This is a genomic window from Adlercreutzia sp. St.1H8 (assembly GCF_059728655.1).
On sequence record NZ_AP039376.1, the window covers coordinates 1,971,752 to 1,995,682 of the forward strand.

General features: G+C 70.9%; 22 protein-coding genes. 1 reads left to right on the forward strand and 21 read right to left on the reverse strand.

Annotated elements, in window-relative coordinates:
• Window positions 1-6: 6 nt before the first annotated feature.
• The 4 genes from AC6I0Y_RS07735 to AC6I0Y_RS07750 form a co-directional block, all read right to left on the reverse strand.
• A complete protein-coding gene (locus AC6I0Y_RS07735; protein ID WP_370520295.1) occupies window positions 7-834 on the reverse strand; it encodes a transketolase in 828 nt (275 codons plus the stop codon).
• A gap of 109 nt (window positions 835-943) precedes the next feature.
• On the reverse strand, window positions 944-2,041 hold the full coding sequence (gene prfB, locus AC6I0Y_RS07740) for a peptide chain release factor 2 (RefSeq protein WP_497730719.1): 1,098 nt from the start codon (window positions 2,039-2,041) through the stop codon (window positions 944-946).
• Window positions 2,042-2,081: 40 nt separating this feature from the next.
• Window positions 2,082-4,874 carry a preprotein translocase subunit SecA gene (gene secA, locus AC6I0Y_RS07745; protein ID WP_497730722.1) on the reverse strand — a complete coding sequence of 931 codons (2,793 nt, stop codon included), beginning with the start codon at window positions 4,872-4,874 and terminating at the stop codon, window positions 2,082-2,084.
• Window positions 4,875-5,129: 255 nt separating this feature from the next.
• Window positions 5,130-7,700, reverse strand: a complete 2,571-nt coding sequence (locus AC6I0Y_RS07750; RefSeq protein WP_497730724.1) for an AfsR/SARP family transcriptional regulator — start codon at window positions 7,698-7,700, stop codon at window positions 5,130-5,132.
• 257 nt (window positions 7,701-7,957) lie between these two features.
• Between AC6I0Y_RS07750 and AC6I0Y_RS07755 the strand changes: the two genes are divergently transcribed.
• Window positions 7,958-8,938, forward strand: coding sequence for a P1 family peptidase (locus AC6I0Y_RS07755; RefSeq protein WP_497730726.1), 981 nt, complete (start codon window positions 7,958-7,960; stop codon window positions 8,936-8,938).
• Window positions 8,939-9,060: 122 nt separating this feature from the next.
• Here AC6I0Y_RS07755 and rsfS read toward each other — a convergent pair whose 3' ends face one another.
• The 17 genes from rsfS to AC6I0Y_RS07840 form a co-directional block, all read right to left on the reverse strand.
• Complete coding sequence (gene rsfS, locus AC6I0Y_RS07760) at window positions 9,061-9,501, reverse strand: ribosome silencing factor (protein ID WP_497730729.1); 441 nt, start codon at window positions 9,499-9,501, stop codon at window positions 9,061-9,063.
• Window positions 9,488-10,135: a bis(5'-nucleosyl)-tetraphosphatase (symmetrical) YqeK gene (gene yqeK, locus AC6I0Y_RS07765; RefSeq protein ID WP_497730731.1), complete on the reverse strand. Its 648-nt coding sequence runs from the start codon at window positions 10,133-10,135 to the stop codon at window positions 9,488-9,490. Before yqeK ends, rsfS begins: the two co-directional genes overlap by 14 nt.
• 35 nt (window positions 10,136-10,170) lie before the next feature.
• Entirely contained in the window at window positions 10,171-10,962 is a 792-nt protein-coding gene (nadD, locus tag AC6I0Y_RS07770; RefSeq protein ID WP_497730733.1) for a nicotinate-nucleotide adenylyltransferase, read from the reverse strand.
• Window positions 10,962-12,230 carry a glutamate-5-semialdehyde dehydrogenase gene (locus tag AC6I0Y_RS07775; protein WP_497730736.1) on the reverse strand — a complete coding sequence of 423 codons (1,269 nt, stop codon included), beginning with the start codon at window positions 12,228-12,230 and terminating at the stop codon, window positions 10,962-10,964. Before AC6I0Y_RS07775 ends, nadD begins: the two co-directional genes overlap by 1 nt.
• A gap of 12 nt (window positions 12,231-12,242) precedes the next feature.
• Entirely contained in the window at window positions 12,243-13,376 is a 1,134-nt protein-coding gene (gene proB / locus AC6I0Y_RS07780) for a glutamate 5-kinase (RefSeq protein ID WP_160709265.1), read from the reverse strand.
• On the reverse strand, window positions 13,373-14,764 hold the full coding sequence (gene obgE, locus AC6I0Y_RS07785) for a GTPase ObgE (RefSeq protein WP_497730738.1): 1,392 nt from the start codon (window positions 14,762-14,764) through the stop codon (window positions 13,373-13,375). Before obgE ends, proB begins: the two co-directional genes overlap by 4 nt.
• Window positions 14,765-14,861: 97 nt before the next feature.
• A complete protein-coding gene (gene rpmA, locus AC6I0Y_RS07790; RefSeq protein WP_160709269.1) occupies window positions 14,862-15,113 on the reverse strand; it encodes a 50S ribosomal protein L27 in 252 nt (83 codons plus the stop codon).
• 22 nt (window positions 15,114-15,135) lie between these two features.
• On the reverse strand, window positions 15,136-15,456 hold the full coding sequence (rplU, locus tag AC6I0Y_RS07795) for a 50S ribosomal protein L21 (protein ID WP_160709271.1): 321 nt from the start codon (window positions 15,454-15,456) through the stop codon (window positions 15,136-15,138).
• An 85-nt stretch (window positions 15,457-15,541) separates the two neighbouring features.
• Complete coding sequence (polA, locus tag AC6I0Y_RS07800) at window positions 15,542-18,169, reverse strand: DNA polymerase I (RefSeq protein WP_497730741.1); 2,628 nt, start codon at window positions 18,167-18,169, stop codon at window positions 15,542-15,544.
• 119 nt (window positions 18,170-18,288) lie between these two features.
• Window positions 18,289-18,963, reverse strand: coding sequence for a winged helix-turn-helix transcriptional regulator (locus AC6I0Y_RS07805; RefSeq protein WP_160709275.1), 675 nt, complete (start codon window positions 18,961-18,963; stop codon window positions 18,289-18,291).
• Window positions 18,964-18,965: 2 nt separating this feature from the next.
• A complete protein-coding gene (locus AC6I0Y_RS07810; RefSeq protein ID WP_160709277.1) occupies window positions 18,966-20,309 on the reverse strand; it encodes a glutamine synthetase family protein in 1,344 nt (447 codons plus the stop codon).
• Window positions 20,310-20,479: 170 nt separating this feature from the next.
• Complete coding sequence (gene rpmE, locus AC6I0Y_RS07815) at window positions 20,480-20,977, reverse strand: 50S ribosomal protein L31 (protein WP_160709279.1); 498 nt, start codon at window positions 20,975-20,977, stop codon at window positions 20,480-20,482.
• 205 nt (window positions 20,978-21,182) lie between these two features.
• Window positions 21,183-21,563, reverse strand: a complete 381-nt coding sequence (locus AC6I0Y_RS07820) for a desulfoferrodoxin family protein (protein ID WP_160709281.1) — start codon at window positions 21,561-21,563, stop codon at window positions 21,183-21,185.
• A 585-nt stretch (window positions 21,564-22,148) separates the two neighbouring features.
• Window positions 22,149-23,003, reverse strand: a complete 855-nt coding sequence (gene lgt, locus AC6I0Y_RS07825; protein ID WP_160709283.1) for a prolipoprotein diacylglyceryl transferase — start codon at window positions 23,001-23,003, stop codon at window positions 22,149-22,151.
• A 2-nt stretch (window positions 23,004-23,005) separates the two neighbouring features.
• Window positions 23,006-23,224: a CpXC domain-containing protein gene (locus tag AC6I0Y_RS07830; protein ID WP_160709285.1), complete on the reverse strand. Its 219-nt coding sequence runs from the start codon at window positions 23,222-23,224 to the stop codon at window positions 23,006-23,008.
• A gap of 67 nt (window positions 23,225-23,291) precedes the next feature.
• Entirely contained in the window at window positions 23,292-23,582 is a 291-nt protein-coding gene (locus tag AC6I0Y_RS07835; protein WP_160709287.1) for a hypothetical protein, read from the reverse strand.
• Between the two features lie 72 nt (window positions 23,583-23,654).
• Window positions 23,655-23,888: a NifU family protein gene (locus tag AC6I0Y_RS07840; protein WP_160709289.1), complete on the reverse strand. Its 234-nt coding sequence runs from the start codon at window positions 23,886-23,888 to the stop codon at window positions 23,655-23,657.
• Window positions 23,889-23,931: the final 43 nt, after the last annotated feature.

The window sequence follows — 23,931 nt, forward strand, 5'->3', positions numbered from 1 at the left end:
GCCTCCTTACTCGCCGGCCGCTTGCAGCTCGGCAAGCGCGATCGTGAGCTCTTCTGCGTTGGGCGCCTTGCCGTGCCAGCCGGCCTGGCCCTCCATGAAGGAGACGCCCTTGCCCTTGACGGTGCGGGCGATGACGGCGTGGGGGCGGCTCCCGCCGGCGCGCTTGGCGCCGCCGAGCACCTCGACGAGGGCGCCCAGGTCGTGCCCGTCAACGCAGGTGACGTCCCAGCCGAAGGCGGCGAACTTCGCGCCCAAATCGCCCGGGTCGCACACGTCAGCGGTGGCGCCGTCTATCTGCAGGCCGTTGAGGTCGACGATGGCCACGAGGTTGCCCAGGCCGCGGTGGGCGGCGAACATGGCCGCCTCCCAGACCTGGCCCTCCTCGCACTCGCCGTCGCCGAGCAGCGTGAACACAGTGCCCGCCCGACCGTCGAGGGCAAGCCCCGCGGCGGTGCCGGCGGCGATGGAGAGGCCCTGGCCGAGCGAGCCGGTGGACACCTCCACCCCCGGGCAGAGGCGGCAGTCGGGATGGCCCTGGAGGCGCGTGCCCAGCTTGCGCAGGGTCTTGAGCTCCTCGCGCGGCAGGTAGCCGGCGTGGGCCAGCGTGGCGTAGAGCGCAGGCGCCGCATGGCCCTTGGCCAGGATGAACCAGTCACGGCCCTCCTTCTTCGGGTCGGCGGGATCATGCTCCATCACGCCGCCCAGGTACAGGGCGGTCAGGATGTCGGCGCAGGAGAGCGACCCTCCGGGGTGCCCGCTGCCCGCCTCCGCGATCATCGACACGATGTCGGCGCGGAGGGAGCGGGCCTCCGCCTCCAATGGGCTTGCGTCCACGGCAGTTCCTTTCCTCGAAAAACGCAACGGACTCATTCTAGCAAAACCGCGGGTCAGGGCCGCGATGATAGGCGGTATGCGACCGGCGCGCGGCCGCCGCGGGCGCGCGCTACTGCGAGGCGTGCCACTTGTGGTAGCCGATGACGAAATCCTCCAGGTCGCCGCCGAGCACCGCGTCGACGTTGCCCGTCTCCACGCCGCTGCGCAGGTCCTTCACCATCTGGTAGGGGTAGAGCACGTAGTTGCGGATCTGCGACCCGAAGGAGTTGTCCATGCGCTCGCCGCGCAACGCGTCCAGCTCGGCGGCGCGCTTGCGCTCCTCCAGCTCGTAGAGGCGGGCGCGCAGCACGCGGAAGGCGGCCTCCTTGTTCTGGAGCTGGGACTTCTCGTTCTGGCAGGTGACGACGATGCCGGTGGGCTGGTGCGTCAGGCGCACGGCGGAGTCGGTGGTGTTGACGCACTGGCCGCCCGGGCCGCTCGAGCGGTACACGTCCACGCGCACGTCGGCGGGGTTGAGGTTCACCTCGATGTCATCGGGCATCACCGGCAGCACCTCAACGCTCGCGAAGGTGGTCTGGCGGCGCTTCTTGTCGTCGGTGGGCGAGATGCGCACGAGGCGGTGGACGCCGGCCTCCGAGCGCAGCATGCCGTAGGCGTTGCGGCCCTCCACCTGCACCACGGCGCGGTCGAGCCCGATGCCCTCGCCGGGCACCACGTCCAGGTCGGTCACGCGCCAGCCCTTGGCGTCGGCGTAGCGGGTGTACATGCGGTAGAGCATCTCGGTCCAGTCCTGGGCCTCCAGGCCGCCCTGGCCGGGGTTCACCGTGAGGATGGCGTCGCCCCCGTCGAAGCGCCCGGAGAACCACGAGGCCACCTCCAGCCCGTCGAGCATGGCGGCCAGGCGCCCCAGGCACTCCTCGCTCTCCTCGGCGAAGGCGGCGTCCTCCCCCGCCAGCTCGAAGGCGGCGCGGGCGTCCTCGAGCAGGGCGGCGGCCTCGTCGTACTCGGCGATGGTGTCGCGCAGGTTGGAAGCCTCCTTCGACACCTGCTGGGCGCGGGAGGCGTCGTCCCAGAAGCCGGGGGAGGCTATCTGGGCGTCGAGCCGGGCCAGGTCGGCGGCCTTGTCATCGATGTGCAGGAAGCCGCGCGCGTCCGCGATGCGGGCGGCGACGGCCTCCAGTTCCTTGGCGATTTCCTTCAGTTCCATCGTCTCTGCTCTTCTTCGGGGCGAATCGGATGGCGCGGGCCTACTGGTCCTTGCCGTGGCACTTCTTGTACTTGAGGCCGCTGCCGCAGGGGCAGGGGTCGTTGCGCCCCACGTTGGCGAAGGGATCGTCCCGGTCCTTCTCGTAGGTGGCCGGCTTGGCTGGGGCGGGCCGGGGCGGCGCGCCGGCGCCCGGGGCGGCGGCGCGGCGGGCCGAGGCGGTACCAGAGCCGGAGAGCGCCTCCTCGGGGCTTGAGTAGCTCATCGAGCGCTCGAGCGGGTCGCTCTGCTCGGGCAGCGGGGCGGCCGCGTCGGGCCTCACCGCCACCTGGAGGCGCAGGAGCGTGCGCAGGTAGTCGTCGTACATGGACGCGGTCAGGCGCTCGAAGGCTCCGTAGGCCTCGTTCTTGTACTCCACGAGCGGGTCGCGCTGACCGAAGGCGCGCAGGCCGATGCCCGTCTTGAGGTAGTCCATCTCCTGGAGGTGCTGCATCCACTTGGTGTCGATGATGCGCAGCATGACCTGGGCGGACAGGCTCTCCATCATGGCGTGCCCCAAGGTGGAGGCCTTCTCGTCGTAGATGCCCTCGAGGTAGGCCGCCAGGGCCTCGTCCACCTCCTGGGGATCGTCGTCATGGTCGAGCGCGGCCAGGGAGAAGCCGCTCGTGCCGGTCATGTTGGCCGCCCACATGTCGACGCCCTTGGCATCCCAGTCGTCGCTCGGCAGGTTGGCGGGGCACATCTCCCCCACCACCTCGTCCACCGCGTCGGCGATGATGCCCGGGGTGCGGCCGGCCATGTCCTTGCCGTCGAGGATGGCGTTGCGCTCCTCGTAGATGGCCTTGCGCTGCAGGTTCATCACGTCGTCGTATTCCAGCACGTTCTTGCGGGCGGCGAAGTGCATCGACTCCACCTGGCGCTGGGCGCTCTCGATGGACTTGGACACCATGCCCGCCTGGATGGGCATGTCGTCGGGCATGTCCGTCTTCTTCATCATGTTGGAGATGGAGTCCATGCGGCTGCCGCCGAACAGGCGCATGAGGTCGTCCTCGAGCGAGAGGTAGAACTGCGTGGTGCCCGGGTCGCCCTGACGGCCGGAGCGGCCGCGCAGCTGGTTGTCGATGCGGCGCGACTCGTGGCGCTCGGTGCCGATGACGCAGAGCCCCCCGGCCTCGAGCACCGCCTGCTGCTCGGCGGCGCAGGTGGCGCGGGCCTCCTCGAGCGCCGCCGCGCGCTGGGCGTCGGTGGGGCGGTCGGGATGCGGGTTGCCGGCCTCGTCGAGCTCGGGCGCGTCGGGGTCGAGCCCGCGGGCGCGCAGCAGGTCCTCGGCCAGCACGTCAGGATCGCCGCCGAGGCGGATGTCGGTGCCGCGGCCGGCCATGTTGGTGGCGATGGTCACGGCGCCGGCGCGCCCGGCCTGGGCCACGATGTGCGCCTCGCGCTCATGGTTCTTGGCGTTGAGCGTCTCGTGCTTGATGCCGCGCTTGTCGAGCAGGCGCGAGAGGCGCTCGGAGTTCTCGATGGACACGGTGCCGATGAGGCAGGGCTGGCCGGCCTCGTGGCGGGCGGCCACGTCGTCGGCCACGGCGTTGAACTTGGCGTCCACCGTGCGGTAGACCAGGTCGTTCTCGTCCTTGCGGATGACCGGCTTGTTCGGCGGGATGGCCATGACGGGCAGGTTGTAGATCTGGCGGAACTCGGCGTCCTCGGTCATGGCCGTGCCGGTCATGCCGGCCAGCTTGTCGTAGAGGCGGAAGTAGTTCTGCAGGGTGATGGTGGCCAGCGTCTGGTTCTCCTCGCGCACGAGCACGCGCTCCTTGGCCTCCACGGCCTGGTGCAGGCCCTCGGACCAGCGGCGGCCCTCCATGATGCGGCCGGTGAACTCGTCGACGATCTTGACCTCGCCGTCCACCACCACGTAGTCGATGTCGCGGTGGAAGAGGAACTGGGCCTTGAGCGCCTGCTGGAGGTGGTTGGCCAGCTGGCCGGAGGGATCGGCGTAGATGTCGTCGATGCCGAGCATCATCTCGATGCGCTCCAGGCCGCTCTCGGTGGCGTTGATGGTCTTCTTCGCCTCGTCCATGTCGAAGTCGACGCCCTCCTTCAGGCCGGGCATCACGCGGGCGAACTTGTTGTACGTCTCGGCCGCCTGGGTGCCCGCGCCCGAGATGATGAGCGGCGTGCGGGCCTCGTCGATGAGGATGGAGTCCACCTCGTCGACGATGGCGAAGGCATGCCCGCGCTGCACGCGCGAGCCGGCGCGCGTGACCATGTTGTCGCGCAGGTAGTCGAAGCCGAACTCGGAGTTGGTGCCGTAGGTGACGTCGGCCTGGTAGGCGGGGATCTTGTCCGCCGGGCGCATGCCGTTCTGGATGAGCCCGGTGCGCATGCCGAGGAAGCGGTAGATCCGGCCCATCCACTCGCAGTCGCGTCGAGCCAGGTAGTCGTTGACGGTGACGATGTGCACGTTGTCGCCGGGGATGGCGTTGAGGTAGCCGGCCAGGGTGGAGACGAGCGTCTTGCCCTCGCCGGTCTTCATCTCCGCGATCTGCCCCTCGTGCAGGGCCATGCCGCCGATGAGCTGCACGTCGAAGTGGCGCAGCCCGATGGTGCGCACGCTCGCCTCGCGCACGGCGGCGAAGGCCTCGGGCAGCAGGTCGTCAAGGCTCTCGCCGGCGGCAAAGCGCGCGCGGAACTGCTCGGTCAGGCCCGCCAGCTCCTCGTCGGAGAGGGCCTGCATGGACGGCTCGAGGCCGTTGATCTTCTGCACCATGGCCTCGTAGCGCTTGAGCTGCTTGCCCTCGCCGAGGGTGAGCAGCTTGGAAAGAAATCCCATGGAAGGTCTCGTCTTTCTCTCGATGATGTCGGCCGAGTGCGGCGGCGCGAACACGCCATCGCACAAGTACAAGCACTTTAGCATAGGCAGTGCCCCCGAAGTGCGAATTACACAGTGCCAACAGGGAAGACGCCGGGAAGGGCCCGGCCGTGGCACGGGGCGCGGCGAGGTCAAGCCAAAGGAGGAGCGAGACCTCGGCTCGCGACGACGACGCGTCGAGCGGAGCCCCGCGCCACGGCCGCCCTGCGCTCGGCCTCACACCTCCACCTCCTCCTCGATGACGGCGCGGTAGAGCTCGACGATGCGCGGGGACGGGTCGATGCCCAGCTCCTCGGCCAAATAGGCCCGGCAGGCGAAGTACGTCTCCAAGGCCGCGGCGCGCTGGCCTGCGGCTATCTGCGCCTGCATCTGGGCCGCATAGGCGTCCTCGCGGCTCGAGTCACGGCGCAGGGCCTCGCGGGCGAACCAAAGCGCGCCGCGCACCTCCCCCGCCTCGACCAGGCGCTCGGACGCCGCTACCAGGGCATCGGCCAGCTCGGTGCGGTAGCGCAGGCGCAGCGAGTCCACGAGGGCGGAATCGTGCTCGCAGGGCAGCAGGTCGTCGGCGTAGTCGCCGCACACCTGGGAGTAGAGCTCCTCCCAGGTGTCCAGCTGGGCGCGGTTGAACAGCAGCTTGCGGCAGAGGGCCTCGAAGCGCCCGACATCGCTCTCCACCAGGCGCCCGTCGAGCCGACAGCCGTAGTCGTCGGCCAGAAGGTAGGGGCAGCTGCCGTCCACCGCCAGCGCGCGGGCGAGCGCCGACCAGGTGGAGCTGAGGTTCTTGCGCGCCGTCTTGGGGTCGCTGTCGGGCCAGAGCGCCTCGGCCAAGCGGTCGCGCGGCAGCTCCCCGCCGCGGCGCAGGACGAGGACGGCCAGCAGCGTCTTGGCCTTGCGCCGCGCGATGACGCTGCTCGTCACGGGGACGTCGCCTATGCGCACGGACAGCCCGCCGAACAGATCGACGTGCAAGACAGGCGGCATGGCCTGGGGCGATGGCGCGGTGGCAGGGCGCGTGCGGCGATCCTCGCGGAAGGGGTCGGGGTGCGCGCGGCGCCAGGCCGCCGAGCGCCGGTCGCCCGTGGCGCGGGCGTGGAGGTGGGCGGCCCGCTCCTCCCGCTCGCGCACCTCGGCGGCGCGCAGGGCGCCCACGAGCTCGACCGAGGGAGCGAGCCTCCCCAGGACGGAGAGCCTCGTCGTCAGCGGCTCGAGCCCGGCCCCGGCGGCGAGCGCCGCCCACCCCAGGGGGTCGCCGGCCGCAGCCCGGGCCTCCAGCCGCGCGCTCACCCATCCCGCCAGGCCGACGAGGGCCTCGTCGGCCGGCGCCGCCTCGTCGCTGGCGGCCGAGGCCACCCACCCGGCAGCCAGGAGCAGGGCCTCCTCGTCGGCCGAGGCCGGCCCCTCTCCCGCCGCCACCCAGGCCCGCGCCCCGGCCGCCGCGCCCTCGGCCAGGGCGCGGGCCACCGCCCCCAGGATGGCGGCGGGCGACCCCGCGACCACGTCCGGACGCCTCAGCAGCTCGCCGGCAGCCTCCCGGGCGCGGTCGCGCTCCTCCGGCGCGCCGCAGCGCATGAGCAGCGTCGCGCCGTGCAGGCGCTCGGCCGACCCCGTCGCCGCGGCGCCGAGGGCCCGACGCCCGAGGGTGGCCGCCGTCTCATCGTCACCGAGCGCCGCGGCGGCCCACCCGGCCGCGACGTTCAGGGCGGTGCGCGACGGCTGGGCGCGGTGCCACACGGTGTCGTAGAGCGCCATCACCGCGCGCCCGTGGCCAGCGCAGGTGACGCTCCACCCCCGCGTCGCCAGCCACGTCCCGCAGGCCGCGCGCGAGGCGAAGGCCCCCATCGCCTCGACGGCGCGCCGGCACGCGCCGCGGGCGACGAGCACGTCTGCCAGGCGGCCGGCCAGGGCGTCGCGCTCGCCGGGCACCGAGACCGCGGCCAGGGCGCCGAGCGCGGGCGACACCGCGTGCGCGAGCACCTCCACGTCCAGGACGGCCGCGCGGTACTGGCGCTCGGCCACGTCCACCCCGGCGAAGGGATAGCCCGCCTCCAGGGAGGCCGCCAGCTCCTCGCAGCGCCGCTCGGGGACGAAGTCGGTCAGGTCGTCCAGGCTCCCCGCGCCGAGCAGGCACGTGACGAGCAGCGCCAGCAGCAGGTCGGCCGGCAGCTCCTCGCGCCGGATGCCGCGGGCGAGCAGCTGCGGGCCGCCCTCGCCCCAACGCAGGCACGCTACGCGCTCGGCGGGGTTGCGCAGCGCCGGCGGGAGGGCCTGCGCCCCCTCCCCCGCCAGGCGCAGGACGCTCTCCTCCTCGGTGAGCAGCAGGTCGGCGCCGGTCAGCAGCAGGCGGTCGTGCTGGAAGGGGCCGTAGGCATCTCCCGAGGGCGTGCAGGTCACGAGCACCTCCACGTCCTCGGCCAGCAGGCGGTCGGCGAGCGCGGCGAAGCGCTCGGCGCGCGCGGGGTCGAGCAGCGGCACGTCGTCGAACACCGCTAGGCGCGCCACGGGGCCTATGAGCGCCAGGCTCTCGGCGATGATCCCGGCGTCCAGGTCGCGCAGGAAACAGGGCGAGCGCGCGTTGATCCAGAAGACACGCTTGAAGCCGAAGACCGTCTCGGCGTACTCGGCCGCCACGGCCGTCTTGCCGAACCCGTCGGGCGCCACGAGGAAGCGCGCCACCGAGCGGGAGCGCAGAAGGCGCGCGATGAGGTCGGGGCGCGGGACATGGCGCACGGGCAGCAGGCCGTCCGGACGCTGGCCGCTGCACAGCGCCGCCTTGAGGAAGGAGGACATAGCGTCTCCTCTCAGGGGATGGGCCTCGGTTTGCGACACGGCCATGGTAGGCCCGGCACGGGGACGGGGCAACCGTGCCCTTGGACGGTATAGCCGCAGGTCGTTGGCGCCTTTTGTCCCCTTTTGCCCCCAAAGGCGGCACCTGAGGTGCAATGAGGGGGCGCCGCGGGGGCAGCGACCGCGGGCGGCCAGGGGCGGGATGAGAGCTCCCCCGATGGTAGAATGGGGCGATCACCCCGCCCGACGAAAGGACCCCCATGCTGCGACCCGCCACCCTCGCCGACCTGCCCGCCTTCCGCGTGGGCCACGCCCAGGACGACCGGGCAGCCACCGGCTGCACCGCCATCGTGGCCCCTGCGGGCGCCTCCTGCGGGGTAGCCGTGCGCGGGGGCGGCCCCGCCACGCGCGAGACCGACCTCCTCAAGCCGGAGAACCTGATCGAGGCCGTCCACGCCGTGGTGCTCTCCGGCGGCTCGGCCTTCGGGCTCGAGGCCTCCTGCGGCGTCATGGACGCCCTGGCCGAGCGCGGCATCGGCTTCGCCCTCGGGACGGCCTGCGTGCCCATCGTCACGGGCGCCTGCCTGTTCGACCTGCTCATCGGCGAGCCCGTCCACCCAGACAAGGCCATGGGCCGCGCTGCGGCCGAGGCGGCGCTCTCCGAGGGCTACGACGGCGCGGCGGTGGCCCAGGGCAACGTCGGCGCGGGCACGGGCGCGACGGTGGGCAAGCTCGGGGCGCCCGAGGCCGCCATGAAGTCGGGCCTCGGCATCGCCGCGCTCGCCGCCGGCGAGGTGGTGGCAGCGGCCATCGTGGCGGTGAACGCGCTCGGGCACGTGCGCGGCGCCGACGGGAGCTGGATCGCCGGCACGCGCGGCGCCGACGGGCGCGTCATGGATCCGCTGGAGGCCTTCGCCCAGGCTGCGGCGGCCCAGGCGGCGGCCGCGGGCGCTCCGGTCACCAACACCACCATCGGCGCGGTGCTCACCAATGCGGCGCTCACCAAGGCCCAGGCCACGAAGGTGGCCTCCGTCGTCCACGACGCCTACGCCCGCGCCATCAAGCCCGTCCACACCATGAACGACGGCGACGCCGTGTTCGCCTTCGCCTCCGGCGAGGTCCACTCGCCCGTGGACGTGGTAGCCGCCCTCGCCACCGAGGCCATGGAGCAGGCCATCCGCAACGCGGTCACGGCCGCCGAGGGCGCCTACGGCCTCCCTGCCGCCCGCGACCTGGCCTAGGGCCCTTGCCCTCGCGCGCTCCGCTCCGCAGATCACGCGGGTACGGCCATCCCCACCCCAAAACGCCGGCGGGGCCGGAGGCATCGCGCCCCCGGCCCCGCCGGATCACCCCTGGCTCCGAGCTACTCCGTCGGCCCCTTGCCGAGCAGCTTGGCTATGCGGTCTGAGTACTGGAGGTCGGCAAGCCCCGCCTCGGCAGCCAGGTCGAGGACGGGCGCGTCGTTCCAGAGCGTCTCGAGGCGGTAGTACTCGCGCGTCTCGGGCTGGAAGACGTGGATGACCACCGCGCCGTAGTCGAGCAGCGACCACGAGCCGTCCGCCGAGCCCTCGCGGTGCAGCGGCTTCACGCCGCCGCGCTCGCGCAGCTGATCCTCGATCTCGTCGATGATGGCGTCCACCTGACGGTTGTTGGCCGCGGTGACGATGACGAAGTAGTCGGTGACGCCGATGAGCTCGCGTACCTCCTGCACCATGATGTCGGTGGCCTTCTTCTCGTCGGCCGCCTGGGCGGCGATGATGGCGCACTCGCGCGGAGCAGCCTGCTCCCTCTTAGCTTCGCTCACGGTCTTGTCCCTTCTTCGGCGCCCGGCGGGCGACGTACGTGTTCCAGATGCGTATGGTATCAGGATGCATCATGCGGCGGCGCTCGAGCAGCAGATACACCCAGTATTCATAGGTGAGGAAGAACAGCTCCTCCAGGTCGACCGCGCCCTCGGCGGCGCGCAGCTCGTCGATGCGCCCGAACTGGCGGCCCGGTTCCAGCGCGTCGGCCACGTAGAGCACCATGTCGAGCGGGCCCATGTCCTCGGCCGCCACGGTATGGCGCTCGATGGCGCGCAGCACCTCGGCGGGAATCTCCGGGAACCGGCGCCCCAGGTCCGCCGCGGCCGTGGGGGCGTGGAGCACCTGGGGCATGTTCTCCACGACCCAAGGCCCGATGGCCTCCTCGAGCCCCAAGTCGCGCACGCGCTGGCGGATGCCGGCATCGTCAAGGCCCTTGTCCCAGTCGTGGAGCAGCCCGGCCGCGTAGGCCTTCCGCTCGTCCACGCCGTAGGTTCGCGCGAGCCGCCGCGCCGTGGCGGCCACTCCGCGAATGTGCTCAAGCCGCCGCGGGCTCACGCGCCCGGCCAGCTCGGCCTCGCGCGCGGCCAGGAACGCATCGGTCAGGCCGGCGGCGCCGTCGTCCCTCTCATCCATGGCATCGTCCTTTCTCGTGATGCGCCCGAACCGCCCTACTGCGGGCAGGCGGTGGCGAAGGGCGCTGCGCCGGGCCCGCGGTAGAGGCCGTGGCGGTAGATGTAGTCGCAGACGGGCAGCGTGGTGAGGTAGCGCAGTGAAAACCCATCGTGTACGCGCTCGCGCAGCGCGCTCGACGAGATAGCGAGCGCCGTCACCTCCAGGTAGCTCACGTCATAGTCGCCGAGGCTCGCCAGCTCGGCCTTGAAGGCGTCGGTCACCACGTAGCCGGGGCGCGTCACGGCGATGAACCGCGTGAGCGACGCGACCGCCGCGCTCTCGCGCCAGCGCGCGATGGAGAGGATGGAGTCGGCGCCGGTGATGAAGAACAGCTCCACGTTGGCCGGGAAGTGGGCGCGCAGGGCCCGCACCGTGTCCACCGCGTAGGTGACGCCCGGCCGGTCGATCTCGAGCGAGCTCACGTCGAAGTGGCGGTTGGGCAGCACCGCCAGGCGGCACATGGCCAGGCGGTCGGGGGCGGGGGTGACCGCCCGGTCGCGCTTGAAGGCGGGAACGCCCGTGGGGATGAACACCACCGCGTCCAGCCCGAAGGCCTCGCGCGCCTGCTCGGCGCAGGCAAGGTGCCCGATGTGGATGGGGTCGAAGGTGCCCCCCATGATGCCGAGGCGCGCCGGCGCCCCATCGGCGCCCAGGTCGTCGAAGCGAGCGCTCACCACGGGCGGCACGCCGTCGCTGGCCGCCTCCGGCGCCCAGCCGGCCAGGCCGTCCGGCGGCGCGGCGGGCCCGTCCGCCTCCACCAGGCCGTGTATCTCGTCGAAGACGCGCACTACGCGCGAACCTGGCCGTCGCCGCGCACCACGTACTTGGAGCTGGTCAGCGCCTCCAAGGCGAAGGGCCCGCGGACGTGGAGCTTCTGGGTCGAGATGCCGATCTCGGCCCCCAGGCCGAACTGGCCGCCATCGGTGAAGGCGGTCGAGGCGTTGGCGTAGACCGCCGCCGCGTCCACCCGGTTGACGAACGCCTCCACGGCATCGGCATCCTGGGCCACGATGGCCTCGGAGTGGCGCGTGCCGTAGCGATTCACGTGCTCGATGGCCTCGTCCACACCGGCGACGCAGCGCACGGCCAGGTGCGGCCCCAGATACTCGGTGGCCCAGTCCTCCTCGGTGGCGGGCAGCACCTCCAGCCCCAGGTCGGCCGCGGCACGCTGGGCGCGCTCGTCGGCGTGCACGGTCACGCCGCGCTCGCCGAGGGCCGCGAGCGTCTCGGGCAGGAAGGCATCGGCCGCCGCCTCGTCCACGAGCAGCGTCTCGGCGGCGTTGCACACCCCGTAGCGCCGGCACTTGGCGTTGAGCAGGATGTCGCGCGCCTTGCCCAGGTCGGCCGAGGCGTGGACGTAGACGTGGCAGTTGCCCGTCCCCGTCTCGATGACCGGCACCTTCGAGCACTCCACGCAGTGGCGGATGAGCCCGGCGCCGCCGCGCGGGATGAGCACGTCCACCAGGCCGTGAAGCTGCATGAGCGCATCGGTGGCGGCGCGGTCGGTGGTGGTGATGACGGTGATGCAGCCCTCGGGCATGCCGGCGGCCACGGCGGCCGCGTGCAGCACCTCGGCGATGGCCGCGTTGCTGCGGGCCGCGAGGCTGCCGCCGCGCAGGATGCAGGCGTTGCCCGACTTGAGGCAGATGCCCGCCGCATCCGCGGTGACGTTGGGGCGCGCCTCGTAGACGACGGCCACCACGCCGAGCGGCACCGACACGCGCGAGAGCTCGAGGCCGTTGTAGAGCGTGCGCTCCTCGAGCGCGCGGCCGAGCGGGTCAGGCAGCGCCCTCAGGTCCTCGAGGGCGGCCGCCATGGCCTCCACGCGCCCCTCGTCGAGCATGAGGCGATCGAGGAGCGCCGCGCTCGTGCCCGCCTCGCGGGCGGCGGCCATGTCGGCTGCGTTGGCCTCCACGATGGCACTGGCGTGGGCGCGCAGGGCCCCTGCCATGGCATCGAGCGCGGCGTCGCGCTCCTCGCCCGTCGTCTGCGCCAGCCCGACGCTGGCCTTCCGCGCGCGCTCGGCCAGGGCGCGCACCTCGTTCTCCAGGGACATGCGAACTCCTCCTTACTCGAACAGCACCAGGTCATCGCGGTGGATGACCGGCTTCTCGTCCAGCACGGCCAGGATGGCGTTGGCCGCCAGCTCCTCGCGGGTCCTTCCCGCCGCGAGCGCGAGCAGGTCGCTCGCGGCGGCGGCGCGGCCGCGGGCGAACACGTGCCCCTCGCCGTCGGCCACGTCCACGATGTCGTCGCAGGCGAAGGAGCCCTCCACGGCCCGCACGCCCACGGCGAGAAGCGACTTGCCGCCGCGCACAAGCGCCTCGCGAGCGCCCGCGTCCACCGTGATGGTGCCGCGGGCGGCGTCGCCCAGCGCTATCCAGAGCTTCTTCGGCGTGATGGCGTGCGGGCGGGCCGGCGCGGTGAACAGCGTTCCCACCGCGCGCCCGGCCGCGGCGTCGGCCACGCAGCCGGGGCGGCGCCCCTGGCAGATGACCATCGGAATGCCCGCCGCCATGAGCACGCGGGCCGCCTTGATCTTGGTGATCATCCCGCCCGAGCCCACGGCCGTCCCCGCCTCGCCGGCCACGGCCATCACGTCCTTGCCGATGCGCTCCACCCGCTCGATGAGGCGGGCGTCGGGGTTGCGGCGGGGGTTGTCGTCGTAGAGCCCGTCGATGTCCGACAGGATCACCATGAGGTCGGCGTCGATGAGGCAGGCCACGAGCGCGGCCAGCGTGTCGTTGTCGCCGAAGCGGATCTGCTCGACCGACACCGTGTCGTTCTCGTTCACCACGGGCACCACGCCCAGCTCAAGCAGGCGCGTGAGCGTGTCGCGCGCGTGGAGGTAGGCGGTGCGGTCAGCCGTGTCGCGACGGGTGAGCAGCACCACCGAGGTGAGCATCCCCCGCTTCGCGAAGGCGCTCGCGTAGGCCGCCGAGAGCGCGCCCTGCCCCACCGAGGCCGCGGCCTGAAGGCTCGGCATGTCGGTCGGGCGCTCCGCGATGCCGAGCGCCTCCAGCCCGCAGGCGATGGCCGCGCTCGTCACGATGACCGGCTGCCAGCCCTCGGCGCGCACGGCGGCCATCTGCTCGGCCAGGCCGTCAAGGTAGGCGTAGTCGGGCCGGCCGTCGGGCGTGGTGAGCGTGGAGGAGCCGATCTTGACCACGAGGCGGCGCGACGCCGCGTCCGCCCCCGTCACAGGTCCAGCTCCTGATAGACGTCCACGTGCCCCTCGGGCGACTCGTAGTCGAAGGAGTAGCCGAGAATGCGGATCTCGTCCCCGTCGAGCGCGCCGGCCTTGCGCAGCGCGTCATCGACGCCGAGGCGCTTCATGCGGTGCTGGAGGAAGACGACAGCCTCTTCGTTCTCCCAGTCGGTCTGCACCACCATGCGCTCCACCTGGCCGCCGGTGACGCGGAAGGCGTCGCCCTCGCGCGTGACCGTGAAGCGCTTGTCGCGCGCCTCGCGGCGATGCTCCCACACGTGCTCGTACTGCACGTCGGCGGCCGCCGCGTCGCGGGCAGCCTCACGCAGCTCGTGCACCTTGGTGGCGATGGCCGCCTTGAGCGAGTCCACGCCGGCGCCGGTGAGCGCCGAGATGCGGTAGAGCTTGGGGTCGATGGGGCTCGGCGCGAACTCGTTGCCGCCGGCCGCGGCCACTGAGTCGGCGCGCACGCGCGCGGCCAGGCGCTCGCACGCCTCCTCGGTGCCGGGCACGTCGATCTTGTTGGCCACCACGATACGCGGCCGCTCGGCCAGCTCAGACGCGTAGAGCGCCAGCTCGCGGTTGATGATGTCGTAGTCCTCCAGCGGATCGCGCCCCTCGTAGTCGCCCGTCAGGTCCACGATATGCACGATGAGCGCCGTGCGCTCGATGTGGCGCAGGAACTCATGCCCCAGGCCGCGCCCCTCGTGCGCGCCCTCGATGAGCCCGGGGATATCGGCCACGACGAAGGACAGATCGCCCGAGGTGGCCACGCCCAAGTTGGGCACGAGCGTGGTGAAGGGGTAGTCGGCGATCTTGGGGCGCGCCGCGCTCATCTTGGCGATGAGCGAGCTCTTCCCGGCGCTCGGCATGCCCACGAGCGCCGCGTCGGCCATGAGCTTCATCTCCAGCTCGATCCAGCCCTCCTGAGCCGGCTCGCCCAGCTCGGCGAAGGCGGGAGCCCGGCGGGTGGACGTGACGAAGTGGATGTTGCCGCGACCGCCCATGCCGCCGCGGGCCACGGTGACGGCCTCGCCGTCATGGGTGAGGTCGGCGATGAGCTCGCCGGTCTCCCTGGCCTCCTCGAAGTACTCGCGCACCACGGTGCCCACCGGCACCTTGAGCACGAGGTCCTCACCCTGGGCGCCGTGCATGCGGCTGCCGCGGCCATGGGTGCCGCGCTCGGCCTTGAAGTGGTGCTTGAAGCGGTACTCGATGAGCGAGGACACGCTCGCGTCCGCCTGGACCACCACGTTGCCGCCGTGGCCGCCGTCACCGCCGTCCGGCCCGCCCTTGGGGACGTGGGCCTCGCGACGGAACGACATGCAGCCGGCGCCGCCGTTGCCACCGCGCACGTGGATGCGCACTTTGTCGATGAACATGGGGACCTCCTCGGCCCTACGTAACGAAAAGTGCCCCCTGGCAAGCAGAGGGCACCGATATAACAGAGATGATACGCAGTCGTTAAGCTGTGTGCGTTTATGCCTGCGGACGAACGTGAACCTTGCGCTTGACGCCCTTGGTGAACTCCAGGGTGCCGTCGCACAGGGCGAACAGGGTGTCGTCGCTGCCACGGCCGACGTTCTCGCCGGGGTGGAAGTGGGTGCCGTGCTGGCGGACGATGACGTTGCCCGTCTTCACGAACTCGCCGCCGAACTTCTTGACGCCCAGGCGCTGAGCGCGGGAGTCGCGGCCGTTACGGGTAGAGCCCAAGCCCTTCTTGTGTGCCATGATTCAAACCTCCCTTGCGCTGCTACTCGGCCTTAGCGGAGCCGACAGACTCGATCTTCACGCGGGTGAGCTGCTGGCGATGGCCGCGCAGCTTCTTGTAGTTCTTACGCTTCTTGAACTTGAAGACCAGCTGCTTCTCGCCCTTGAACTGCTCGAGCACGGTGGCGACGACCTTGGTGGCCGCGGCCTTGGCCGGATCGGCCTCGACCTTGTCGCCGTCGACGACGCAGATGGCCTCCAGCTCGACCTTGTCGCCAGGCTCGACGTCCAGCTTCTCGATGTTCAACTTGTCTCCGGGAGCGACCTTGTACTGCTTGCCGCCCGTCTTAACGATTGCGTACATAGTATATATCTCCTTGAATGTGACTAAACGCAAGGCAATATCCTACCAGCGGGGCGCGTGACCGTCAACAGCAAATTGCGCATTTTTAGTGCGCCTCGGCCCAAGTGGCGCCCCAGGACACGTCCACGTCAAGCGGCACCGCCAACGCCACCACGTTCTCCATGACCTCCCTCACCATGGCGGCCAGCCGCTCCACCTCGTCCGCCGGCACCGAGAAGTCCAGCTCGTCGTGGACCTGGATCATGAGCTTGGCGGCGAAGCCCTCCTCGCGCAGGCGGCGCTCCACCTCGTTCATCGCCATCTTGATGATGTCGGCGGCGCTGCCCTGCATGGGGTGGTTCATGGCCGTGCGCTCGCCGAAGCCGCGCTGCTGGGCGTTGCGCGCCTTGAGCTCGGGGATGTGCCGCTTGCGGCCGAACATCGTCTCGGCGAACCCGTCCTCGGCCGCCTTCGCCACCGTGGCGTCCAGGTAGGCGCGCACGCCGGGGTAGGCCTCGAAGTAGCGGTCGATCATCGCCTTGGCCTCGCCGAAGGGGATGTCCAGGCTCTGCGAGAGCCCGTAGGCCTGCTGGCCGTAGACGATGCCGAAGTTCACGGCCTTCGCGCGGCTGCGCAGCTCGGGCGTCACCTCCTCGACGGGCAGCCCGAAGACGCGCGCGGCGGTGGAGGCGTGGAAGTCGGCGCCGGAGTTGAACGCGGCCACCAGGTGCTCATCGCCTGAGAGGTGCGCGAGCAGCCGCAGCTCGATCTGCGAGTAGTCGGCCGAGAGGAACAGCTCGCCTGGCGCGAGCGGCACGAAGCAGGCGCGGATCTGGCGGCCGGCCTCGGTGCGCACGGGAATGTTCTGGAGGTTGGGGTCGGAGGAGGAGAGGCGGCCGGTGGTGGTGACCGTCTCGTTGAACTGCGTGTGCACGCGCCCATCGCCGGCGCGCATGCGCGGCAGGGCGTCGATGTAGGTGGACTTGAGCTTGGCCTGCTCGCGGTAGCGCAGGATGAGCCCCGGCAGCTCGCTCTCCTTGGCCAGCTCCTTCAGGACGCTCGCGTCGGTGGAGTAGCCGCGCTGGTTCTTCTTGAGCGGCGTGAGCCCGAGCACCTCGAACAGGATGTGGGCCAGCTGCTTGGGCGAGTCGATGTTGAAGGGCTCGCCGGCCACGTCGATGATCTGCTGGGACAGCTCGTCAAGCTCGGCCTGGGCGCTGCGGCCCAGCTCAGCCAGGCGCTCGGCGTCGAGCGCCGCGCCCGTGCGCTCCATGGCGGCGAGCACCGCCACGAGGGGCAGGTCGATGTCGCGGTAGGCCGCGAGCGACCCCTCCTGCTCCAGGGCGCGGGTAAGGGGCTCCACTAAGTGGCGCGCGGCGGCTGCGGCCACGGCGGCGCGCGCCTCGTCTCCGGCGACCTCCGGCAGCGCGCCGCCACCGTGGGCCTCCATGAGGGCCTCGAGGGTGTAGGCGGACACCGACGAGTTGAGCACGTAGCCAGCCAGTCCCAGGTCGAAGGCGTCCATGGCAGCCAGGTCCGCCTCGTCGACGAGCGCGGGCAGCGACGTATCGGCCGGATAGACGCGGCGGACGGCCGCCTTGGCGTCGAGCGCGGCGAACGTGCCCTCGCGCAGGACGCGCGCGAACAGCGCGAGGGCCTCGTCGCCGGCGAGCACCGCCGTGCCCCGCGAGGTGGCGAAGGCTCCCGTCACCGCGTTGTCGAAGAGCGAGATCTGCTCGGGTTCCATGAGGGCCACGCCGATCACCTCGCCAGCGGAGAGCGCGCCCTCGACGAGCGCCGGGGCCTCCGCGCCGGTGACGAGGGGCTCCCATGCGAGCTTCGCCTCCGCGCGCGTGGCCTCGGCCCCCACGAGCTTGAGCACGCGGACGAGGTGGCTCGTCAGCTGGTAGCGCCCGAAGGCCTCCTCCACCGCCTCGGCCGAGAACGCCGGGAACGCGGCCTCGGTCAAATCGAGGGGGAAGTCGAGGTCGCGCACGATGGTGGCGATGTCGCGGCTGAGGAAGGCGGCCTCCTCGTTGTCGCGCAGATTCTCGAGCTGCTTGCCCTTGAGCTCGGCGAGGTTGTCGTAGATGCCCTGCATGGTGCCGAAGCGCTGGAGCAGCTTGGCCGCCGTCTTCGCGCCGATGCCCGGCACCCCGGGGATGTTGTCGGAGGAGTCGCCCATGAGCCCGAGGAAGTCGGGAAACTGCTCGGGCGTGACGCCGTAGCGCTCCTCCACCTGCTCAGGCCCGTAGATGGCGATGTCGGTGACGCCCCGCTTCGTGGTGACGATGCGCGTGGCGGCGCTCGCCAGCTGGTAGGCGTCCTTGTCGCCGGTGACGAGCAGGGTCTCGTAGCCCAGCTCCTCGTCGCGCGCGGCGATGGTGCCCAAGATGTCGTCGCCCTCCCAGCCCTTCACCTTCACGACGGGCACGTTCATGGCGCCGAGCAGCTCCTCCATGATGGGGAACTGCACGCGCAGCTCATCGTCCATCGGCGGGCGCTGGGCCTTGTACTGCTCGAGCGCCTCGATGCGGAAGGCCGGCTTGCCCGCGTCGAAGGCGCACACGAGCGCGTCGGGCTTGGCCATGTCGATGAACTTGAGCAGCATGGCGAGGAAGCCGAAGACGGCGTTGGTGGGCGTGCCGTCGGGCGCGTTCATCGTGGGGGGCACGGCATGGTAGGCGCGGTGCATGAGCGAGTTTCCGTCGATGACGGCGATCTTCTTCGTCATGGGGATCCTTACGTAGCGCGGGCATTCGGGCATCCAGTATAGCGCCCCGCCCGCCGCGCCCGCCCCTCACACGGCAACGCCCGCGGGAAAACCTTCCCGCGGGCATCCGGCAGCCGGCCCTAGGCGCTCCAGAGATAACCGACGCCGCGCACCGTCTCCAGGCGCTGGGCCAGGTCGGGGCCGAGCTTGGCGCGCACGCGGCGGACGTGGACATCCACCGTGCGGCTGCCGCCGTAGTAGTCGAAGCCCCACACACGCCGCAGCAGCGCGTCGCGCGAGTAGGTGCGGCCCGGATGCGTCACGAGGAAGGCGAGCAGAGCGTACTCGAGGTAGGTGAGGTCGAGCGGCTCGCCGTCCACCTTCACCTGGTAGGTGGCCAGGTTCACGGTCATGGAGTCCACGACGATGAAGTCCCCCGCGCCGCCCTCGTTGCCGGGCCACAGCAGCTGGCGGATGCGCGCGGCGCACTCGTCGGACGAGGCGCCGTGCACCACGAAGTCCGCCTTCACCTGCACCGGCAGGCGGAACTCGCCGAGCTGGTCCTCCCCCACTATCACGAGCATCGCGGTCGACCCGTCCTCGGCCAGCGCCGACTCCACCGACGCCACGTTCGTCAGCGCGTCGCCGCGCGCCTCGTAGATGACCAGGTCGTGGTTGGGATGCTGGGAGAGCAGCTTCTTGAGCTGCACCGACGAGCCCGCCGCGACCTCCACGTCGAACCCTGAGAGCACCCGCTGGAACTTATGCGCGTTGTCGAGGCTGTCCGCCACGAAGATGACCGTCTTGCGCTGCATGGCTAGAGCACCGCCAGGCCGCGCTCGAGCTCCCAGGGGGTCACCGCGCGCTGGTACTCGTTCCACTCGCGCCGCTTGGCGGCCACGAGGTAGCCGTGGATGTGCTCGCCGAGCGTCTCGCGCATGAGCTCGCTCTCGGCGAGCAGCTCCACCGCCTCGCCGAGCGTCTGCGGCAGCAGGGCCACCCCGCGCTCGCGCAGCTGCTGGGCGCTCATCTGCGAGAAGTCGGCGTCGTCTACGGGCGGCGGCAGCTCGAGGCCCTCCTCGATGCCCTTGAGGCCCGCGGCCAGCATGACGGCGAAGGCCAGGTAGGGGTTGGCCGCCGGGTCGGGGCTACGCAGCTCGATGCGGCACCCGGCCTCGCTGTGCGGCCGGTAGCCCGGCACGCGCACCATCGTCCCGCGGTTGCGACGCGACCAGCCCAGGCACGCCGGCCCCCCGCTGCCGGGAACGAGGCGCTTGTAGGAGTTCACGTACTGGTTGGTGACGGCGCAGAACTCCGGCGCGTAGCGCAGGATGCCGGCCAGGTAGCGCTTGGCCACCTCCGAGAGGTTGCATCCGAGCGGGTCGTCTGCGTCGAAGAAGACGTTGACCCCGTCCAAGTCGGAGAGACTCTGGTGCACGTGCATGGACGAGCCCGGCGCGTCGCCGAGCGGCTTGGGCATGAACGACGCATAGACCCCGTGCTTCATGGCGATCTCCTTGACCACCAGCTTGTAGGTCATCACCGCGTCGGCCATGGAGAGCGCATCGGCGTAGCGCAGGTCTATCTCGTGCTGCGAGGGGCCCACCTCGTGGTGCGAGTACTCCACGGGAATGCCCATCTTCTCCAGCGTGAGCACCGTGTCGCGTCGCAGGTCTGAGGCGTAGTCGAGCGAGGTCAGGTCAAAGAACCCGCCGCGGTCGAGCAGCTCGGTGGAATCGGGGTTGCGGAAGTAGTAGAACTCCAGCTCGGGCCCTACGTTGAAGACGTAGCCCATATCGGCGGCCTTGCGCACCATGCGGTCGAGCACCTGGCGCGGGTCGCCCTCGAACGGCGCGCCGTCGGGCGTGCGGATGGAGCAGAACATGCGCGCAACGCCATTGGCGGCCGGGCGCCAAGGCAGAACTTGGAAGGTGTCGGCGTCGGGGAAGGCGAGCATGTCGGACTCGAGGCCCGAGGAGAAGCCCTCCACGCAGCTGCCGTCGAATCCCATCCCCACCGAGAACGCGTTCTCCAGCTCGCCCGGGATGACGGCGAAGGACTTCATGGTGCCCAGCACGTCGGTGAACCAGAAGCGCACGAAGTGCACATCGCGGCTCTTGATGGTCTTGAGCACGAAGTCTTGCTCGGGATTCGTCACCATGGCAGTCCCCTTCCTCGGTACAAGCCCTGATTATAGCGGCCGAGGTTACCGGGAGGTTTCAGAGGCGGCGAAAACCCCGGGATGGCCTCAGAACGCGGGAGGGCCCGCCTTACGGCGGGCCCTCCCCTCCGGACGCCTCCAAGGCGCCCGCATGCTGCGGAGCTTGGAGCCTACTCGGCGGCGCCGTCCACGGCGGCCTCGGCGGCAGCGGCCTCCTCGACCACGTCGCCGGCGGTGGCGGCAGCGGCGGCCTCGGCCTCGGCAACCGTCTCCTCAGCACCGCGCTCAGCCTCGACGGCGCTCTCCTCCACCGCGGCGGCCTTGGCAGCCTCAGCGGCGAAGGCGGCGGCGCGCTCGGCCTTGGCAGCGGCCTTAGCCTCGCGCTCGGCCTTCTTGGCGGCCTCGCGCTCGGCGGCCTTAGCGGCGCGCTCGGCCTTCTTGGCGGCCTCGCGCTCGGCGACGACGTCCTTGGCGGAGCCAAAGCGGTCGGCGAAGCGCTGCACGCGGCCGCCGGTGTCGATCAGCTTCTGGGTGCCGGTGTAGAACGGATGGCACGCGTTGCAGATGTCGATCTTCAGCTCAGGCTTGGTGGAGTGGGTGGTGAAGGTGTTGCCGCAGCTGCACTTCACGACGCACTCGACGTACTCCGGATGGATTCCCTGCTTCATGGTGGGTTCTCTCCTCATCTCCTTGGTTTCCGACCAAGGAATCGATGCCTTGGTTTCCGACCAAGGCGAGACACAAGCCTTCATATAATAGCACCGCCCTCGCGCAATGCAAGGGCGGTGCGGTAAGAATTCACGGACGAACCGGCGAGGGCCGCAAGGCGCCCGACGCCCCGCGACCCGATGCGGGCGGTTCTCCGCCGACGGGCTAGAGCTCCGTCACCCACAGGCCGTGGAGGTTGCAGTACTCGTAGACCCGGAGGGGCTGCACGCCCTCGGCGACGAAGAAGTCGGTCGCGGGCGGGGTCTCCGGGACAAGGGGGTGCACCTCGTAGCCCTTGTCGGTGACCAGGCAGATGAACTGGATCCAGTGCTCGGGGAGCATCGGGTGGTCGACGCTGCCGACGTTCACGTGGAGGTGGCCCTCCTCGCGGGTGACGGCCGGCACGTGCTTCTCGGTGGCGGCGTCGGTGCTGTCGGCGACCAGCTCGACCATCTTCTCGCCGCAGCAGAACAGCGGCACGTTGTGGTCGACGACCTTCACGGCGATGTTGCCGCAGTGCTCGCACTTGTAGAACTTGATGTCCATGGCAGACCTCTTTTCTCAGCTAGCCGGGGTGTCCCGGGTTGACGCGACCCGCCGGCGTCTACGCGGCGGGAAGGGCTCGCGGCCCTCAGCCGAGTATTGTACGGCGCAGCGGCCCTGCTCGTGAACCCACCTGCCGACCGATTACACGCCGTAACCTCAAGAGGCGCGGGTCGCAGGGCGGGGCGGCGGGCGCCTGGCGCGGCGCGGCGCGGGGGCAGAGGGCATCGGAGCCTTGGACGGCGGGCGCTGCTGCCACTTTTTCGGCGAAAAATGGCACTAATCCGGAGTTTGGTACGGTCGCGTGCCCTATGGGGAGGATCTGAGGCCGCACCCGCGAGGCGCCACCTGGGCAAACGTCGGCGGCGCGAGCGCCAGGCGCCCTCCGGGGGCCTCGGCACCGTACCAAACCGGGGATTAGTGCCATTCCGGCGGGATTTAGTGGCGGCAACCACAGCACGCCCCGCCGGCGGTACCACGCGAGAGCGCGAAACACCGGGGCAGGTGCGGCAAAGCGACGCGGCGCTCCGGCGGGGACGCAGGAGGGGGCGCCAGGGCGAGAGCGGCTGCGCCGGGTCGCGGCCGGGCCTAGCGGGCCGTCGGATCGTCCGCGTCCGCCGGCTGGGCGCCCGCCGCCCCGCGCTGCGGCAGCCGGCGCGAGAGCGCGTAGACCAGCACGCCCGCGCCCACGAGCACCAGCGGCACCGAGAGCACCTGGCCCATGGTGAGCCAGCCGCCCCAGAGGTAGCCCAGCTGCGCGTCGGGCTCGCGCACGAACTCGACGAGGAAGCGGAACGTGCCGTACATGAGCAGGAAGACGCCGAGGAACGTGCCGCGAGGACGCGGCGGCAGCCGGCGCGACAGCGCGTAGAGCACGCAGAAGATGACGACGCCCTCGAGCAGCGCCTCGTAGAGCTGCGAGGGATGGCGCGGCATGAGGCCGGCCGCCCCGCCGAAGACGACCCCCCAGGGCGCGTCGGTGGGCGCCCCCCACAGCTCGCCGTTGACGAAGTTGGCACAGCGCCCGAAGAACAGCCCCATCGGGGCGGCGATGCAACCCAGATCGGCCAGGGTGAGGTATGGGATGCGCGTGAGCCGCGCCGCGGGAATGCCCGACGCGAGCGCACCCACGAGCCCGCCGTGGAAGCTCATGCCGCCTTTGTTGAAGGCGACGATCTCCAGCGGATGAGCCAGGTAGTAGCCGTCGCCGTAGAACAGGACGTAGCCGAGCCGCCCGCCCACGATGACGCCCACGATGACGCAGATCATAATGGTGAGCAGCGAGTCGACATCCACCGAGACGCGCCAGCGCCGGGCCACGCGCCAGACGATGAGGGCCGCGCAGACGAAGCCGAGCACGTACGCGATGCCGTACCAGCGGATGACGAGAGGCCCGATGGAGAGCGCCACGGGATCGATGCTGTGATAGAGGGCGTCGAGCACGGCTACCCCTGCCCCATGCCGGCGCCCACCTCGATGGCCGCGAAGCGCACTTCCTCGCGCAGGGCCTCGGGAATGGGCTGGAGAGACGACACCTTGGCGCCGCAGCGCGGGCAGGTGAGGGAGAACAGCGCCGCATCGGGGCGCAGAACCATCATGGAGTCATAGGAGGCCACGTCAAGACCGGCCTCCCCACATGCGGGGCAGGTTATCGCCTGGCTCATGCCGCCTCCTCTCCTCTCGGTCGCCGCCTTCCTGCGGCCATTGTAGCAGAAGGCCGCGGCGGCGCGCCTACAGCAGGAAGCGGTTGGGGTTGCCCGGGCGCTCCACGTCGCCCACGCGCTCGGAGAGCGCCGGCCCGTGGGTGAGGAAGTGCTCGCAGATGCGGCAGACCTCCTTCACGGCGGCGGCGTAGTCATGCTCGGGGTTGAGGATGAGGTCGAGGTCGTCGGTGACCACGTGGGTCTTGCGGACGCAGGCGGCGAAGTTGCACTCGGACGGGCACGGCTCCCCCGGCATGTTGTGGGGGCAGCGGCCCTGCATCTCCTCGTCGCAGCCGCGACGCTCCCAGCACTTCTCCATGTTCCCCTCCTCGCAAACGAGCGGGGGCGGGCCCGTGAGCCCGCCCCCGCCTACCTCATGCCTCAGCGCGGCCTACAGGTCGGCCGGCACCACGCTGGTCACGCCGGGAACGCGGTCCTTCAGGATGCGCTCGACGCCGTTGGCCAGGGTCATCTGGGACATCGGGCAGCCCTTGCAGGCGCCCTGCAGCTCCACGGTCACCACGCCGTCCTCGGACACGTCCACCAGCTGCACATCACCGCCATCAGCCTGGAGGCTGGGGCGGATGAGCTCGAGCACGGCGGCCACATCGGACTTCTCTACCATGATCACGTCCTTTCAGAGGGATTCGTCAGTTCCAGGGAATGAT